15 protein-coding genes are annotated in these 16110 nt (G+C 43.4%); 11 read left to right on the forward strand and 4 right to left on the reverse strand.

The features are described 5' to 3' along the window. The 3 genes from V7D75_RS10760 to purH all read left to right on the forward strand — a co-directional run. Window positions 1-198: hypothetical protein (locus tag V7D75_RS10760; RefSeq protein ID WP_333614558.1), on the forward strand; the 198-nt coding region annotated here is incomplete at its 5' end. Window positions 199-404: 206 nt separating this feature from the next. Beyond that, window positions 405-674, forward strand: a complete 270-nt coding sequence (fis, locus tag V7D75_RS10765) for a DNA-binding transcriptional regulator Fis (RefSeq protein ID WP_068404623.1) — start codon at window positions 405-407, stop codon at window positions 672-674. Between the two features lie 199 nt (window positions 675-873). Continuing rightward, window positions 874-2454: a bifunctional phosphoribosylaminoimidazolecarboxamide formyltransferase/IMP cyclohydrolase gene (gene purH, locus V7D75_RS10770; RefSeq protein WP_333614559.1), complete on the forward strand. Its 1581-nt coding sequence runs from the start codon at window positions 874-876 to the stop codon at window positions 2452-2454. A 142-nt stretch (window positions 2455-2596) separates the two neighbouring features. Here purH and V7D75_RS10775 read toward each other — a convergent pair whose 3' ends face one another. After that, the gene (locus tag V7D75_RS10775) at window positions 2597-4324 is read right to left on the reverse strand and encodes a SurA N-terminal domain-containing protein (protein WP_333614560.1); all 1728 of its coding nucleotides are present in this window, start codon (window positions 4322-4324) and stop codon (window positions 2597-2599) included. A 465-nt stretch (window positions 4325-4789) separates the two neighbouring features. After that, on the reverse strand, window positions 4790-5101 hold the full coding sequence (locus tag V7D75_RS10780) for an HU family DNA-binding protein (RefSeq protein ID WP_223808465.1): 312 nt from the start codon (window positions 5099-5101) through the stop codon (window positions 4790-4792). A 600-nt stretch (window positions 5102-5701) separates the two neighbouring features. Here V7D75_RS10780 and V7D75_RS10785 point away from each other — a divergent pair. From V7D75_RS10785 to fdx, 8 genes are all read left to right on the forward strand, one after another. Then, window positions 5702-6349, forward strand: a complete 648-nt coding sequence (locus V7D75_RS10785; RefSeq protein WP_333614561.1) for a hypothetical protein — start codon at window positions 5702-5704, stop codon at window positions 6347-6349. Between the two features lie 489 nt (window positions 6350-6838). Then, window positions 6839-7366, forward strand: a complete 528-nt coding sequence (locus V7D75_RS10790; RefSeq protein ID WP_068404479.1) for an Rrf2 family transcriptional regulator — start codon at window positions 6839-6841, stop codon at window positions 7364-7366. Further along, window positions 7363-8589 carry an IscS subfamily cysteine desulfurase gene (locus V7D75_RS10795; RefSeq protein ID WP_068404481.1) on the forward strand — a complete coding sequence of 409 codons (1227 nt, stop codon included), beginning with the start codon at window positions 7363-7365 and terminating at the stop codon, window positions 8587-8589. Before V7D75_RS10790 ends, V7D75_RS10795 begins: the two co-directional genes overlap by 4 nt. A gap of 229 nt (window positions 8590-8818) precedes the next feature. After that, on the forward strand, window positions 8819-9232 hold the full coding sequence (gene iscU, locus V7D75_RS10800; protein WP_068404483.1) for a Fe-S cluster assembly scaffold IscU: 414 nt from the start codon (window positions 8819-8821) through the stop codon (window positions 9230-9232). 226 nt (window positions 9233-9458) lie between these two features. After that, entirely contained in the window at window positions 9459-9779 is a 321-nt protein-coding gene (gene iscA, locus V7D75_RS10805; protein ID WP_068404485.1) for an iron-sulfur cluster assembly protein IscA, read from the forward strand. A gap of 187 nt (window positions 9780-9966) precedes the next feature. Next, the gene (gene hscB / locus V7D75_RS10810; RefSeq protein ID WP_333614562.1) at window positions 9967-10557 is read left to right on the forward strand and encodes a Fe-S protein assembly co-chaperone HscB; all 591 of its coding nucleotides are present in this window, start codon (window positions 9967-9969) and stop codon (window positions 10555-10557) included. 169 nt (window positions 10558-10726) lie between these two features. Beyond that, window positions 10727-12604 carry a Fe-S protein assembly chaperone HscA gene (hscA, locus tag V7D75_RS10815; protein ID WP_333614563.1) on the forward strand — a complete coding sequence of 626 codons (1878 nt, stop codon included), beginning with the start codon at window positions 10727-10729 and terminating at the stop codon, window positions 12602-12604. A gap of 109 nt (window positions 12605-12713) precedes the next feature. After that, on the forward strand, window positions 12714-13052 hold the full coding sequence (fdx, locus tag V7D75_RS10820; RefSeq protein ID WP_068404490.1) for an ISC system 2Fe-2S type ferredoxin: 339 nt from the start codon (window positions 12714-12716) through the stop codon (window positions 13050-13052). Window positions 13053-13153: 101 nt separating this feature from the next. Here the strand turns inward: fdx and V7D75_RS10825 are convergent, their stop codons facing one another. Further along, complete coding sequence (locus V7D75_RS10825; protein WP_333614564.1) at window positions 13154-14584, reverse strand: adenylate/guanylate cyclase domain-containing protein; 1431 nt, start codon at window positions 14582-14584, stop codon at window positions 13154-13156. Window positions 14585-15035: 451 nt separating this feature from the next. Beyond that, window positions 15036-16110, reverse strand: a 1075-nt coding sequence (locus V7D75_RS10830) for a neutral/alkaline non-lysosomal ceramidase C-terminal domain-containing protein (protein WP_333614565.1), incomplete at its 5' end; no start/stop codon positions are given.

The following is a 16110-nucleotide window of genomic DNA, read 5'->3' on the forward strand; positions in this document are numbered from 1 at the left end:
GACAAGTCGCAAGCAGCTGTTATTTACCATCCCAGTTGCCAATGCTCAAATCAACAAAGTAAACGCCGAGCCTATTTATTAACATCAGGCTTGGTCAAAATGCCATTTATAAGCAATAAAATTTATTCAAAAGTTTTGCTCTTTTATCAAATTTGTCCTAAATGTTTTAAATCTGTCATCATAAATGACAATAAATAGCGTCAAGCCTAGAGTAATAATAGGGTAATACCCAATCTGTTGCTCGGATAGGCGTTGACTTTGTTATAATAGCGCTTAAACGCCTTATGGTTTACGCTTACGCTTAAGGACATTATCTTATGCCACCACATGCACCGTATAATGCCACTCATTTTAACCAGGATATTGAGAGCTCTGCTGATTATAAAGACGGCTATCATCGCTCTATCCATAAGGTAGAAGCTTCCTTAGACAATAGCCTTCATGCGCACCAACCGTTACGTGTGCATGTAGAGCGCGTGGTGCGGCAGTATTTTGCGATGCTCGATGATGAGATGCCAACCGACTTATATGAGCTTATTTTAAAAGAGATAGAGCAGCCACTATTGTCAGTCGTGCTTGAGAAGTGCCGCGGCAATCAGACCAAGTGTGCGCAAATCTTAGGTCTCAATCGCGGTACGCTACGTAAAAAGCTCAAAACTTATGGCTTAATGTAATCTATGGCTTTATGCCAGTCGCTGTTATTTACGACGACCAAATACTACACTCACCGCCCTTATTAGCCCTGCTAACCGACATTCAATTGTATGGCACGTTTATAGTTTATGATCTTATCAAACCCGATATGCTCTGCACTGCTTGCCATTATTACCTTGCCAGACGTTTACGTCAGGCTTTTTTTATGGAAATTTTATTATGAGTACCACTCCCCTTGCCCTACTATCGGTTTCCGATAAGTCAAATATCGTAGAATTCGCCCAAGGCTTGCTTAAAGCTGGTTTTGGTTTATTATCGACTGGCGGTACTTACCGCTTGCTGACAAAAAACAATGTCGCTGTGACCGAAGTTTCAGACTATACCGGTTTTCCTGAAATGATGGACGGCCGCGTTAAAACGCTACATCCAAAGATTCATGGCGGTATTTTAGGGCGCCGCGGTACCGATGACAGCGTCATGAATGAGCACGCTATTGAGCGCATTGATTTGGTCGTCGTCAATCTTTATCCGTTTGCAGAGACGATTGCACGTAGCGACGTCACCATGAACGATGCGATCGAAAACATCGATATTGGCGGTCCTACCATGGTGCGTTCAGCCGCAAAAAACCACGCCCACGTTGGTATTGTAACCGACCCTGCTGATTATACGCGCGTGCTTGACGCTTTAGGCGATGGAACGACTTTAACCGCTGCCCTACGTTACGATTTAGCGGTCAAAGCCTTTGAGCATACCGCGCAATACGACGGAATGATTGCCAATTTCTTGGGCAGCCGCGTAAATGAAAACCAAGAGCCTGAGCATTTTTCCCGTACCTTTAACGTCCAATTAGAAAAAGTACAAGACTTACGCTACGGCGAAAACCCGCATCAAAAAGCGGCTTTTTATGTCGAAAACCATGCGCTAAAAAGCCAGCAAGCCTCTATTGCAACCGCGCAGCAGCTACAAGGTAAAGAGTTATCTTATAACAATATCGCTGATACTGATGCCGCGCTTGAATGTGTTAAAGCTTTTAGTGCGCCAGCTTGCGTGATTGTAAAACACGCCAATCCTTGCGGTGTCGCCGTAGATAGCGATCAAGTCACCGCTTACCGTACGGCTTTTAGTACCGATCCTGAGTCATCTTTTGGTGGTATTATCGCCTTTAACCGCGAGCTTACGCTTGCTGCAGCCAAAGCCATTATCGACAATCAATTTGTCGAAGTCATCATTGCGCCAAGTATCGAAGATGGCGTTCTTGAGGCAACTGCGAGCAAAAAAAATGTGCGTGTCTTAGTCTGTGGCGAACTACCAACGCCTGAGCAGCGCGACAGCCAGCTTGATTATAAACGCGTCAATGGTGGTTTGTTGGTGCAAGAGCAAGATTTGGGCCTTATTACCGCCAATGATTTAAAAATCGTTACTGACGTCCAGCCAACCGAAGCACAAATTGCCGATTTATTATTCAGCTGGAATGTCGCTAAATACGTCAAATCTAACGCCATTGTTTATGCCAAGAATCAACGCACTATCGGTGTGGGTGCCGGTCAAATGAGCCGCGTCAATTCAGCGCGTATCGCCGCTATCAAAGCCGAGCACGCTGGACTTGCTACCGAAGGCGCGGTAATGGCATCAGATGCCTTCTTCCCGTTCCGTGATGGTATCGATAACGCTGCTGAAGTCGGTATTGCTGCTATCATCCAACCAGGCGGCTCTATGCGTGATGACGAAACGATTGCTGCCGCCAATGAGCATGGTATCGCCATGGTCTTCACTGGTATGCGCCACTTCCGCCATTAATCAGCGGTTAAGACAATGCTGTTAAAACAACAGCGTTAATAGTAAATAAAAATTGTAACGCATAAAAAAGCCACTATCATAGTGGCTTTTTTGTATTTAGGGCTTATTAAAAAAAGGGTTTAACAAATTCCTGATAGTTCACTTAACGTCCTTGCGCATTGGCCATATTAGCTTCATTAATCTCAACTTTATAGACCATACGTAGATAATCTAGATAATCTTGCAGCTGATCTTGACCCAAATTGTCACGAATAATGGCGGCTGTTTGTGCTCTTTGGGCATCAGATAGTGGCGATTGCTGCTCTGTTTTGATGCGATCACCGACCAATAACGTTGCGCCCGTTTCAGTCTCACTAGCTACCGCCACGACGCCATTGGCTGCCGCTTGCTGACTAAAGGCTAAGCCGCGCTCTTTTTCGCTCAATTGCGTAGTTTGACGGTTTATCTCGCCCAATGCTTGCAACCTAACGGGCTGTTTCGCAATATCAGCAGGCGTTTTAATAGTGGCCGCTAGTTTCTTCGCTTCTTGTAATGCCAATGCCGTTGCTTTTTGTTGACGTAATATCTGCGTGATTTTTGGCGTCGCTGCTGTCAAAGACAACGTCTTAGTCGGACGATAATTGCTTGGTTGTACCCAGACTGTACCATTACCAACCTCAATACCCGCAGTCACCGCTTGGTCTTGAATGGTAAATTCATCAAACGCTTGCTTAATCACCGCCGGCTGCGCCAAAGCAGATTGGTTGTTTTCTTTACGATAATCTTTAATCCGTTTTAATGGCACGTTTTCTTGCTGAGCGATATCTTCAATACTAAAGCCATCTGCTGCTAAGTCATTAATCGCTGTGACTTTATCGGCATACATTTCCTGACGTTTATATTCTTTGGCTTTAGCGGTTAGCTCTGTACGCATATTCTCTAGACTTGGTATTTTGCTACCATTGTCCTCAGTCACAGTAAATATCTGATAGCCAAAGCTGGTCTTTACAGGCGCGCTGACCTCGCCAACGCTCAAGCCTGCAAGCGCTTCTTCCACGGCTGGTGCATCATTACCAAATACCGCTGGATTAAAACGCCCGATATCGCCGCCTGTTTCGCCTGACGGATCATCAGACTCGGCTTTCGCAACTTTAGCAAATGACTCACCTTTCGCAAGGCGGGCTTTAATTTTATCCGCGCGTGCTTTGGCATCTTTACCCGTTAGCAGGATTTGACTGATTTTACGCTCATCAACCACAGCAAGACTTTGCTTATAGGCTTCATATTGCTGCTGCAAATCTTCTTGGGCAACCTCATTAACCTCAATCGCTTGCGGAGTCAGTTGTAAGTAAGCCAAGTCGACCATGGCCGCACTTTTGAGTGTGTCTTTATTGGCATCATAATAGGCTTGGATATCAGCCTTGCTCAACTTTACTTGCTCAGCATAATCTTGCCATTTAAAACGATGCAGCCAGATATTGCGCGACTCTAGCTGCAAATCAATCAACTGACTGACCGCTTGCATCGGATAAACTGCGGTACCGACGATACTGGCATTGAGCTGATCTAGGCTCAACTGATTGCGAAACTCAGCAAACAGCTGGTTTTTTGTCATATTGCGCTGACGTAAAAAGTTTGCAAACTGCTCGTTAGAAAAATTGCCCTCTGCATCTTTAAAGATTTCTTCTTGGCGCAGTAAACGATTGATGGTGTCATCAGAAACCGTCATGCCAAGCTTGCCAGCCTGCTGCTCTAGCAAGGTACGATCAATCAGTCCTTTTAGGACTTGCTCGTGCAGCACATCTTCATTTAACAAACTGGCATCATCAACTTGATCTAAAAGCTCAGTACGGCGGTTATTGACAGCAGTTTGATACTCGGACAGTCCCACGCTTTTGTCTCTGCTTTATTAACCTATATTGATGAAAGACCATTGTAATACTATTAATAATATCAACGCTGTATAAGCAGGCAATGGTAAGAAGAAGAACATGTGCATTTTATTGCTATAAAATAAGGCTGATTGACGAAGTGTATAACAAGATTTAATAAAAACTCTTGTTTATACAACACCGCTATCGCGCGCCCTATGATACGTGATTTTTAATATATACTCAAAATATTCAGGCGACTATTGCCACTAAATACTACAAATTTCAGCACTAAAAAAAGCACCTAATCTCTAGGTGCTTTTTTGGTCATTCGCTCATGACTTAATGAATCGTTAAGTCATGAGTTGCTATCTATTGTTTTACTGCCAACCAACGCTGTTTTTATTCGTGTATCACGTCGTCAACGAGCATTTGATTATTTTATTATAGAATAGCTAAAAAGAGTACAGCTTAAACAAAGCGGCTTAGTTTAAACGCTCTTTTAGGTTTTTACCGGCTTTAAAGCTTGGTACTTTGCTTGCTGGAATGCTAAGCTCTTCACCAGTCTTAGGGTTACGGCCAGTACGCGCTTTACGGTCTTTTACGCTAAAAGTACCAAAACCAACCAATGAGATGCTGTCGCCAGCTTCTAGCGCTTCACCAACACTTTCCATTACTGCATTCAAAGCTTCGCCAGCTTGAGTTTTATTTAGACCACTTTTTTCGGCGATGCTATCAATTAATTCTGACTTATTCATAAAATTTCCTTCAAGTTTTAGGGGGTAAAAAACGCTCACGCCAAGTATTGTATCGCTCTCAGAGTACTTAAGCAATAAAAACCACTGGCCTCACGCATAAACAGGTTTCGCTTTGTTAACGCCTTTATATCAAGGCAGCATAAGGAGCGCAAGCGATTTTACATATTTTTGTGCACTCTACTACGTATTTGACACTCAATGTTACTTAAAACTGCTGCAAATTTTCTATTAAATCGCTACTTTAGCTTATAGGATTTAACGAAATAAAGCACCTATCGTCAAAGCCCCTATCTTTGTATTGGCTCTCTTATGCATTTTGCCTTTATAACCTAAATACTCAAATTTGACGCAGGTGCTTAAACTCAGTTTTTATACTAACAATCAAAATTAAAAACTAAAGCATAATCTTGGATCGAAAAATAGCTGCCAAGCCCAACTAATGCATTACCAGTCATAAATTTTGGTGTCTTTATAGATGAGCAAATTATAAGGTAGTGACTGACCAACTGACAGAAACGTGCGTTACTTTTTATGCTAAAGGCGTTACTATAAGCGCGATTGCATTGTACATTTTGGGTTGATTTTGGTATTTGTTTGTCCTTTTATCTTTAACTTACACAATAAAAACGGATTATTTACATGAAGCGTTCTACGTTGTCTCACTCTTTTCTTAATATCATATTGGTGTTTATCGAGTCGGCGCTGACCCTGCTGTTACGTTTAGACCCAGAACTCCGTAAAGCTGCTTATCCACTCGCCAAGCAAGAGACGGTCGTCGCGCTTAGGTTATACTTGCCTCATGTAGAGGTTTTCGCCACCTTTACTACCAAAGGGGTGTTATTAGATGATAAATTGCCTATTGGCCGTAGTGAGCCTGACGTTATTATTAACGCTTATAGCATTCAAGTGCTTAATGCCATCATCACCCACGATACTGAGTCGACTGAAAAGCTGCAAATGCGCGGTGAGGCGGTGCAAGTACAGCTGGTGAAGCAGTTTATTATGCAGCTTGGTTTTGGTAGCTTAATTCAAGGGCTGATTAAAAAGATTAAGGGCGGCAAAGGTAAGGCCAAACCTACTGAAGCCGAAATGGCAGAAAAAAAGGAGAGTTATAAGCTGCGTATTAAGGAGCAGCAAACTCAAATCAACACGCTGACCATTAAAAACCGTGAGCTTGAAACCACGGTTAAAGAACTGCAAAGCAAGCAGAAGACCTTTATCATTACCGCAATTATTTTTGCGGTTATCGCTATCGCTGCCATTATTGCTTTATTTATCATGACCTAATGCCTTACTAACTGCAGTGTAACGTGTTTTTAAAGTTATTCTTCTAACCTTGTATCGCGTTTAATAGGATGTAGACTTATTAAGCGCTCTTGTATCCTCTCTGCAGTTCATATCCTGCGCGTTCGCGCATTTATTCTCTTTTAAGCCTTAAGATTACCTATCATTGTTTTTATCAATGATAGGAATAAGTCGCACTCACCATTCAACCACACTTTAATCTTGACTAAATTACTCGGGATTGAGTATAATTACCCTATCGTTGCACATATCGGGTAAACCATCTGCTGTTTAATAGCGACAAGACACCACTTAGTCGATAGATGATTTTCCTAAATAGAAGCGCAAGTACGGCTAGCTACTAACTAGCCTTTAGCAATAAGTCGATTGTAAATCTATAAAGAACCTATTGATAACTATGCACTTTTGGAATACGACAAGACTAAGTTCGTTGTTAAATAAACTTTTTATAAAAAGGATTGGAGATAACACATGCGTTTGACTACTCGAGGCAGATACGCCGTGACCGCTTTACTTGATTTGGCTTTGCAAACCAGCCAACAAGACAGCGCCGTCTCTTTATCTGACATTGCTAAGCGGCAATCGATATCTATCTCTTATCTTGAACAGTTATTTTCCAAGCTCCGTAAGCGCGGTTTGGTCACCAGTATACGCGGTGCAGCAGGGGGTTATCATTTAGCTAAGCCGCTTGATGAGATTGATGTGATGAGCATCATTTCTGCTGTCGATGAATCTGTCGATGCGATGCAGTGCGGCGGACGCGGTGATTGCCAAAGTGGTACAATGTGCCTAACGCATGATTTATGGTGCGCTTTATCAAATCATGTCGAACAATACTTGAAAAATATAACATTAGCGCAATTATTAGACATGGAACATGTGCAGTCAGTCTCAGACCGTCAGCACCTCACGTTTCCAAACGACATTGCTACAAAAGATATGTCCACAAAAGACATCAACACTATTACTCTATCGACCAGCGAGGCAAACCCAGCATGAGCCAACATAACAACCTTATATACTTAGATTATGCCGCCACGACGCCAGTTGCTAAGTCAGTCGCTGCTAAAATGAGCGAATATCTGACGGTAGACGGCATCTTTGGTAACCCAGCATCACGCTCACATGGCTATGGCTGGCAAGCAGAAGAAGCGGTAGAAACGGCTCGTCAGCAAGTCGCTGAAGTGATTCATGCGGATCCACGCGAAATCGTCTTTACCTCGGGCGCGACAGAATCAGATAACCTAGCTATTAAAGGTGCGGCACATTTTTATCAGTCGCGCGGCAAGCACATCATTACCAGTAAAATTGAGCACAAAGCGGTTTTAGATACTTGCCGTGAGCTTGAGCAAGAAGGTTTTGAGATTACTTACCTTGAGCCACAAGCTGGTACGGGTTTGATTTTGCCAGAGCAAGTACAAGAAGCCCTACGTGACGATACGATTTTAGTGTCATTGATGATGGTTAATAATGAGCTTGGTACCATTACCGATGTCGCCGCGATTGGTGAGATCACTCGCAAAGCAGGCGTTGTATTCCATGTCGATGGTGCGCAGTCTGTGGGTAAAATACCTGTCAATCTTGAAGAGATGAAAATTGACTTGATGAGTTTTTCAGGTCATAAAGCCTATGGCCCTAAAGGTATCGGTGCGCTATTTGTTCGCCGTAAACCTCGTATTCGCCTAAAAGCTGAGCAGCATGGCGGTGGCCACGAGCGCGGTATGCGTTCAGGTACCTTGCCGACGCACCAAATTGTTGGGCTAGGTGCTGCATTTGCATTGGCCAATGAGCGTTATGAAGAAGACCATGCTCACGTTGCAAAATTACGCCAAAAACTGTGGGACGGTCTGCAGGACATCGAAGAGATTTACCTAAACGGCGATTTAGAGAACAGCGTGCCTAATATCATTAACATCAGCTTTAACTTTGTTGAAGGCGAGTCACTGATGATGTCGTTAAAAGACTTAGCGGTTTCATCAGGTTCAGCCTGTACTTCAGCGACGCTTGAGCCATCGTATGTATTGCGCGCCATTGGTCGCCCAGATGAGTTGGCACATAGCTCAATCCGCTTTAGCTTTGGTCGTTATACAACCGAAGAAGATATCGATACCGTGGTAAAACAGATGCATGAAGCGGTAGACAAATTACGCGCGCTATCACCACTTTGGGATATGTACCAAGAAGGCGTTGATTTAGACTCGGTAGAATGGTCTGAGCATTAATATTTATTAATAAAACTTTAATAGTAAAAAGGTTTAATGGTTATCAGGTATAAGCATTAAACTAAATAATTCATCAGACAATTATAAATAGCATTTTTATAATATGTGTTTGACCCCAATTATCGATGAGTAGACAGACATTTAAACTTAATAAGTGAGTTATTTAGAAAGTTACTTATATAACTTAACATTTAAGTGGCTACTCATCATCTAACTAGGAGAAAACCCCATGGCCTATAGTGACCAAGTTATTGATCATTACGAAAACCCACGCAACGTCGGCAATCTTGACAAAAATGCCAAAAACGTTGGTACGGGTATGGTTGGCGCCCCAGCCTGTGGCGATGTGATGCGCCTACAAATCCAAGTCGATGACAACGGTATCATCGAAGATGCTCGCTTTAAAACCTATGGCTGCGGTTCAGCGATTGCTTCAAGCTCGCTTGTCACCGAGTGGCTAAAAGGCAAAAGCTTAGACCAAGCTGGCGAGATTAAAAATATGGATATCGCTGAAGAATTGGCATTACCACCGGTAAAAGTGCATTGCTCAGTCCTTGCAGAAGATGCCATTAAAGCCGCCATTAGCGACTATAAAGGTAAGCATGGTACAGCTGCGGCAGTAACAGAAGAAGCAACCAGCTAAATTTATATAAAGCCTTGCGCTTATTTATATAATAGGCGCAAGTAGCGAATTTGAAAACAAACATGAGTAATACGACGTTAGAAGCTACTAACGCCCCTAAGGTGACAATAACGCTCATGTAATTGTCACCTTTTATTTATTTTTAACGCTTTATTGGCAGTGGTGTTGATAAAAACGCTTTTGCCGCAATTATTATCTCAATTATTGATAGTCAATGGGAGTTGGCATGATTGAAATGACAGAACGCGCCGCTCAGCATGTTCAAGACTTTTTGGACAATCGCGGTAAAGGTGAAGGCATTCGAGTAGGTATCCGTACAGCAGGCTGCTCAGGCTTGGCTTACGTGCTAGAGTTTGTTGACACGCCTGACGAAAACGACACCCGTTATGAAAGCCGTGGCGTCAATATTTTTATTGATCCTAAAAGCTTGGTTTATTTAGATGGCTTAGTGATGGATTATGAAAAAGAAGGTCTCAATGAAGGCTTTAAATTCACCAATCCCAATCAAAAAGGTGAATGTGGCTGCGGTGAATCGTTTACCGTCTAAAGCTCTAAACCAGAGAGCGCTAAACTATTGATATACGAGCGCTTAGCACCTAAAACCTGAGTTAGCGCTTAGATACTGAGTAAGTACTGAACTTTAAAAGACCAGTATTTAAAACAGACAGTAAACAAAACAGCGCATAAGTAAAAGCAAGTCTTCACAAGAATAAATAAAAACAAAGGCAGACGCTATGACAGACATCACGCCAGACGCACAGTTTGATAACTTCTTTGCCCTATTTGAGCAACCTGTACAGTTTGCGGTGGATCAAGAGCGCCTTGATCAACAGCTGCGTCTGCTACAAAAACGTTATCATCCGGACAATCTTGTTGCTGATAGCAAAAATACAGCAGATAGCGCACAAGCTAAGCAGCAATCAGAGCAAGCTTCTGCGCTGATTAACCAAGCTTATCAAACGTTAAGTGCCCCTGACAGTCGTGCCAGCTACTTGTTGGATATCGCTGGGCAGGCGCAGAACTTAGAGCATTCGATTGCCGATCTGGACTTCTTAGAAGATGCGATGCAAATGCGTATGGATTTGGATGATGCGATTGAAGGCAAAGAGCTTGCCGCGCTGAAGCAACTACATCCGCAGATTACCGAGCGTCTAAATAAGCAATCTGAGCGTTTTGATAGTGCTTATCAGAGCCAAGATTGGCAAACGGCGATTGATGCCACGCAAAAATTAAAATTCTTGGTGAAATTAGATGCCGATGTTACTACGGGGCTTGATGAAGTCGCGTCTGCTGAGCATTTAGATGACGATGATTTATACGTTTAACGTCATACTAATTCATTTAAATTGTTTAACTTCGCGGGTAACAAGCCTATATGCAGCTAGGGTTAAAATAACCACTACTATGCCGTATAATTGTAAACATTAAATACTAGTCGACCATATATTATATTTGTACCATTTCACTTAATTCATTTTATCTTTGAGTTTTCTTATGTCTTTATTGCAAATTGCCGAACCTAATCAAAGTGCCCAACCTCACCAGCATCGTTTTGGCCTAGGAATCGACCTTGGTACGACGCGCTCATTGGTCGCTGTGGTACGCTCAGGCAAGGCGCAAGTTTTGCAAGCTGATACAACGACCGATACCTTATTGCCGTCGGTGGTCTACTATCCAAGTGCTGGCAAGCCCTTAGTCGGCTATGATGCCCTCGCCCACTTAGTAGATGATCCAAAAAATACCATCGTCTCGGCTAAGCGCTTTATGGGCCGTAGCCAAGCCGATATTAAATTTTCCCATCCTTATGAGTTAAGTGGCAGCAAAGACGCCATGCCAGCCTTTGTAACGGCGCAAGGGGAAGTGTCTCCTGTTGAAGTTTCAGCACGTATTTTAGCCGCGCTTGAACAACGTGCCGCAAGCGCTTTACCTGATGATAGTATACAAGGCGCAGTGATTACTGTGCCCGCCTATTTTGATGAAGCGCAGCGTCAAGCCACCAAAGATGCGGCGCAAGCTGCTGGTATTAACGTTTTGCGTTTATTAAATGAGCCTACCGCGGCCGCCGTTGCCTACGGTCTTGATCAGCCTACTGATGACAATAGTGAAAACTACTACTTAATCTATGATTTGGGTGGTGGCACCTTTGATGTATCTATATTAAAGCTCAGCGATGGCGTGTTCGAAGTATTAGCAACGGGCGGCAATAGTGCGCTTGGCGGTGATGATATCGACCGCTTATTAACCAATTGGCTGATTAAGCAGTTAAATATTGACCCTAAAGACGTGAGCCTGCACGACAAATCCATACTCGCCCAACAAGCAAAAAGCTATAAACAAGCATTGACCGATGCTGAGCAAGTCGATATCGACATTGTTGTTAATGAGCGCTCTTTTCAAGGTGTGTTACGCCGTGACGATTTGATAACAATTGCAGAGCCTGTCAGCCGCCGCACGTTAAGTGTCTGCGAGCAAGTCCTGCGTGATGCCAAATTATCTGCCGCTGACTTAGATGAAGTCATTTTGGTCGGTGGTTCTACCCGTATGCCTGCGGTGCAGCAGGTGGTGGCAGATTTCTTTGCTAAAGAACCGCTTTGCCGTCTTAATCCAGATGAAGTTGTAGCTTTAGGTGCGGCACAAACGGCGCATCAATTGGTCAATGGCGATAGTGATAATGGTTTATTATTGCTCGATGTGACGCCTTTATCGCTCGGTCTTGAAACCATGGGCGGCTTGGTTGAAGTGCTGATTCCACGCAACACCCCTATTCCCGTCAAAAAACGACAAGTCTTTACCACTTACCAAGATGGTCAAACCGGCATGGTCATTCATGTAGTGCAAGGCGAGCGTGAAACAGTGGATAACTGCCGCTCACTTGGACGCTTTGAGCTATATGGTATTCCGCCGATGAAAGCGGGCTTTGCGCGTATTGAAGTGACCTTTAGTATTGATGCCAATGGTCAGCTGACCGTCAGTGCGCAAGAAACCACGACCAAGACTGAAAGTAAAATTGAGATTGTGCCATCTTATGGTCTGTCTGATGAGCAAAAAGAGCAATTATTAATCGCAGGCTTTAAGTATGCGGAAGAAGACAAGAATGCGCGCTCGCTAATTGAGACCAAAGTAGAAGCGGAACGTGAATTATTGGCGCTACAGTCGGCGCTTAGCGAGTTTGCGGCGTTAATCTCACCTGAAGAGCAGCAGTCATTGACCGAGAGCATTCAAGCCTTGCAAACCGCGCTTAGCACCGACGACTTAACCGTTATTGAAAGCGCGCAAGGCAAATTAAAGCCACACAGTGATGCTTTTGCCGCGCGTATTATGAATCAAAGCGTCAAAGCAAGTATGTCGGGTACCAGTGCGCAAGATTGGTAGTAGATAGCATTTATACCACTCATATGATAGGCGCTTAAGACACTCACTTAGCAACCTTACTAGATTGACCTTTTTTATTTTTAATTGATTAGCAGCGGACGAATAACTTATGCCAAAAATTACAATATTACCTCACCATGAAATCTGCCCAGAAGGCACCGAAGTCGAGCTAGAATCGGGCACAAACTTATGTAAAGCGCTACTTGAAAAAGGAATCAAGATTGAACATGCCTGCGAGATGTCAAAAGCCTGTACTACTTGTCATGTCGTGGTGCGTAAAGGATTTAACACCTTAGATGAGATGGACGATATCGAAGCGGATTTATTAGACCGCGCGTGGGGTCTGGAGCCTGATTCACGCCTATCGTGCCAAGTGATGCTTGAAGATGATGATTTAACGATTGAGATTCCTAAATACACCTTAAACCATGCGAAAGAAAATCATTAAATAATAAAACTGAAGCATGAAATGAAACTAAAAAATCCAGTTATGGTGAATAACTGGATTTTTCTTTTTATAAATACTTTCAATTCGCAATCAATCTGTACCTAATTATGACTGATATTTTCCTGCTTACTTGCTGCGACTATCTCAAGCAGCGACGCCTGCTCTTCTTGTTCGACACGGGCAAGCGCTAGATTCAAGCGATTTCTAATATCTTGATAGTCATTATTTTGCATGTCTTTAAAGTTCAAATGCAAATTAAAACCAGGTAGCGTATGATCCACCCATTTTGACAACTGACCTTTATTTTCATCAGGGTCGCGTACTTGCCACGCGCTTACCTTATTATCAAAACCTTTGAGCTGAAAAGCACCGACATATTCACAGTCATAATCATGCGAAATATAGTCATGGGTACTTTCGCTAATAAATATCTGGCCTTTACCTGCGACTGCCTCAAGCCTTGACGCAAGGTTGGCTTCTTTCCCAATCAGCGTATAGCTCAAACGGTTATTACTACCAAAATTGCCGACATGACAGTAGCCGGTGGTAATACCGATACGAATATATAGCCCCTCGAAACCGAGCAGCCGCCATTTTTGCCGCAAGGTGCGCATTTCACGGCGCATATCTATCGCCATTGCCACACAATCAAGCGCATCTTGGCGCGGCCCTCGACTGTTCGGCTCGCCAAAAAAGCACACCATCCCATCGCCGATAAACTTATCCAGCACCGCGCCGTGCTTATTGGCGATTAACGTCATACAATGCATATAGGTATTTAGAATGTCCGCCAAATTATCAGCGCTCAAACTATCGGACAATTCTGTAAAGCCGACAATATCTGAAAACATCATCGTCAGTTTGGCGCGTTTATTTTCGACGCTAACGGGACTGTCAGATTTAACGATTGGTTCCCAAACTTGCGGCGGTACAAAGCGCGTCAGTTTATTAATGACAGAAACCATGGTATTTAGACGTCCAGCCGCTTGCCGCGCTCGCGCTTCATAATCTACATAATCACGATAAACATGGCGAAAATGGCACAGTATCACAATCATACTGGCCAATAACACCGCAGGGGTAACAAAGCTGTCGTGACAGTCCATCTCCGTGCTATTTAAAGTCACACTGACGTAATAAAAAACAATGACCGTCACTACTGACGCAGCGAGAAGTTTAAGATGGTTTTCAGGGCTACTAAGAATAATTCGCAGACCGATGAGCGCTGCTAGACTGAGCGAAATGACCGCACAAAACTGTATCGAGCCTATGACCGCTGAAGATAAAATAATAACAATGTTAGACGTCCAAAAACTGGCTGGCCGGCGATAGTTATAAATTAAAATCAGCAAACTCGGCAGACAAACCACGACAGCGAGCGCCATCGACGTCGGACTAAAGTTGTAATGTATTGCGAGCAATACGACCGTTAGTATTAAAACAAAAATTTCTGGATAATCAAATCGATAGGCATTGCTATTACTACCACCCTGTACAGGAATCTTTGGGCTTGTGGTTTCAAAAAATACCATAGTCAAGGTTCGCTTAAAGGAAAACTGTCGAAGGTTTGAATAAAAATTAAAGCGGATTTTCTATCAACATATGTTTTTGCGCAGTCTTTAGATTAATAAGTACTTAGGTTAATAAGCTTTCAGGTTGCTAAGCCCTTAACTTAGCAAGTAAATACATTAATAAGTAAAACGCTTTATCAACATTTGATAATATAAGTAGATAGGAAATCTACCTATTATACGGCTTTAATGCCTTCTTACCTAGGACACTGGTAAGTAAAAGCATACCACTTGTCGCTTATTAGCCATAAAAAGCAGTGTAAAGCTCATGATTAATAAAAACTATTTGCATTAAAAACGATTTGATTTAATAACCATTATAAAGACAAAAAAGCCAGATAACATCTATCTGACTTTTGTGAAGTGAAAAATAAATATAAGTCCATACTCGACGACTATTTGAATAAGGCAATTATTGCACGCTAAAACTATTAGAAACGCCTGAATAAGGCTTAATTTTATGCGTCCAACCGTTCTTCCAGTCGCCTTGATGGGTCAATCGATAAGTGCCTGCTGGGGTGTCCTTAGCAATCCGCCAATCAATGATGGCTTTACTATACGCCGCTCCTTCGCGCTGCCACGTATAAGTGGTATCAAAATCACTATCACTTAAATAATCGACCCATTTACCATTGTCAAGACGCTGCACTTTTAAGAAACTGTCTTCGGTACGTAGATTATTTTTAGGATGAGCGCCGCGGAATACTGCCGTGGCAATGTCACCTTTTTGATAACTGGCTTTAGGCTGAGTGAGGGTTTGTCCCCAAGCTTGTTTTAAAGGCTTATCATCGAAGACCACCCCTGGACGCTCGTTAAAGGATTTGCCTGAGCGATCAGGCGGTGTGACACTGTCATAGACTTCTATACCATCACGCAGCGCTTCAGCCAGCCGCGTGTATTCTTGGATATAAGCAGCGGTTTGATATGGACCATACTCAGTAGACGCGCCTTCGTAATGCTGAGTAGCAAATTCTTCGCGCGTGGTCAAATAGCCGCTATAGTTATTCGCCAAACCATTAATAATAACGGTATCAACTCCAGAGTTTTGTAACTGGGCAAGCACGGCGGCGCGCATCCGGCGTCCGACCATAGTCGTCGGCTCGGCAGGTATCGCAACGAGAGCAATATTACCGATACGCATCAGTTGCACCGGCTGCTGAGTATTAATCCAGCCCCAGCTTCCCGTTGGCAATAAGACTTGCTTTTCCGCCTGACAATCATCTTGGCTAACGGTCGACACTATACCAAACGCGCCGCGCGTTAAACTGCCCAAAAATGATTGATCGACTTTATTGATATCGTCATTGATACGGAAATTTTCTCGGGTCATGCCCTCATACATACCAGGTATATTCGAGGGGCCATTCTCCCCGCCAGCGGCAAACGAGTAACCACGAGCTGGCATACATAAGACTTTATTACCCGCGCCATTGGTAAACCTGCCATCGACCCGATAGCCCTTTAAGTCAATCCAGCGCGCGCGTACG

The organism is Psychrobacter sp. (genome assembly GCF_036731945.1).
Classification (GTDB): Bacteria; Pseudomonadota; Gammaproteobacteria; order Pseudomonadales; family Moraxellaceae; genus Psychrobacter.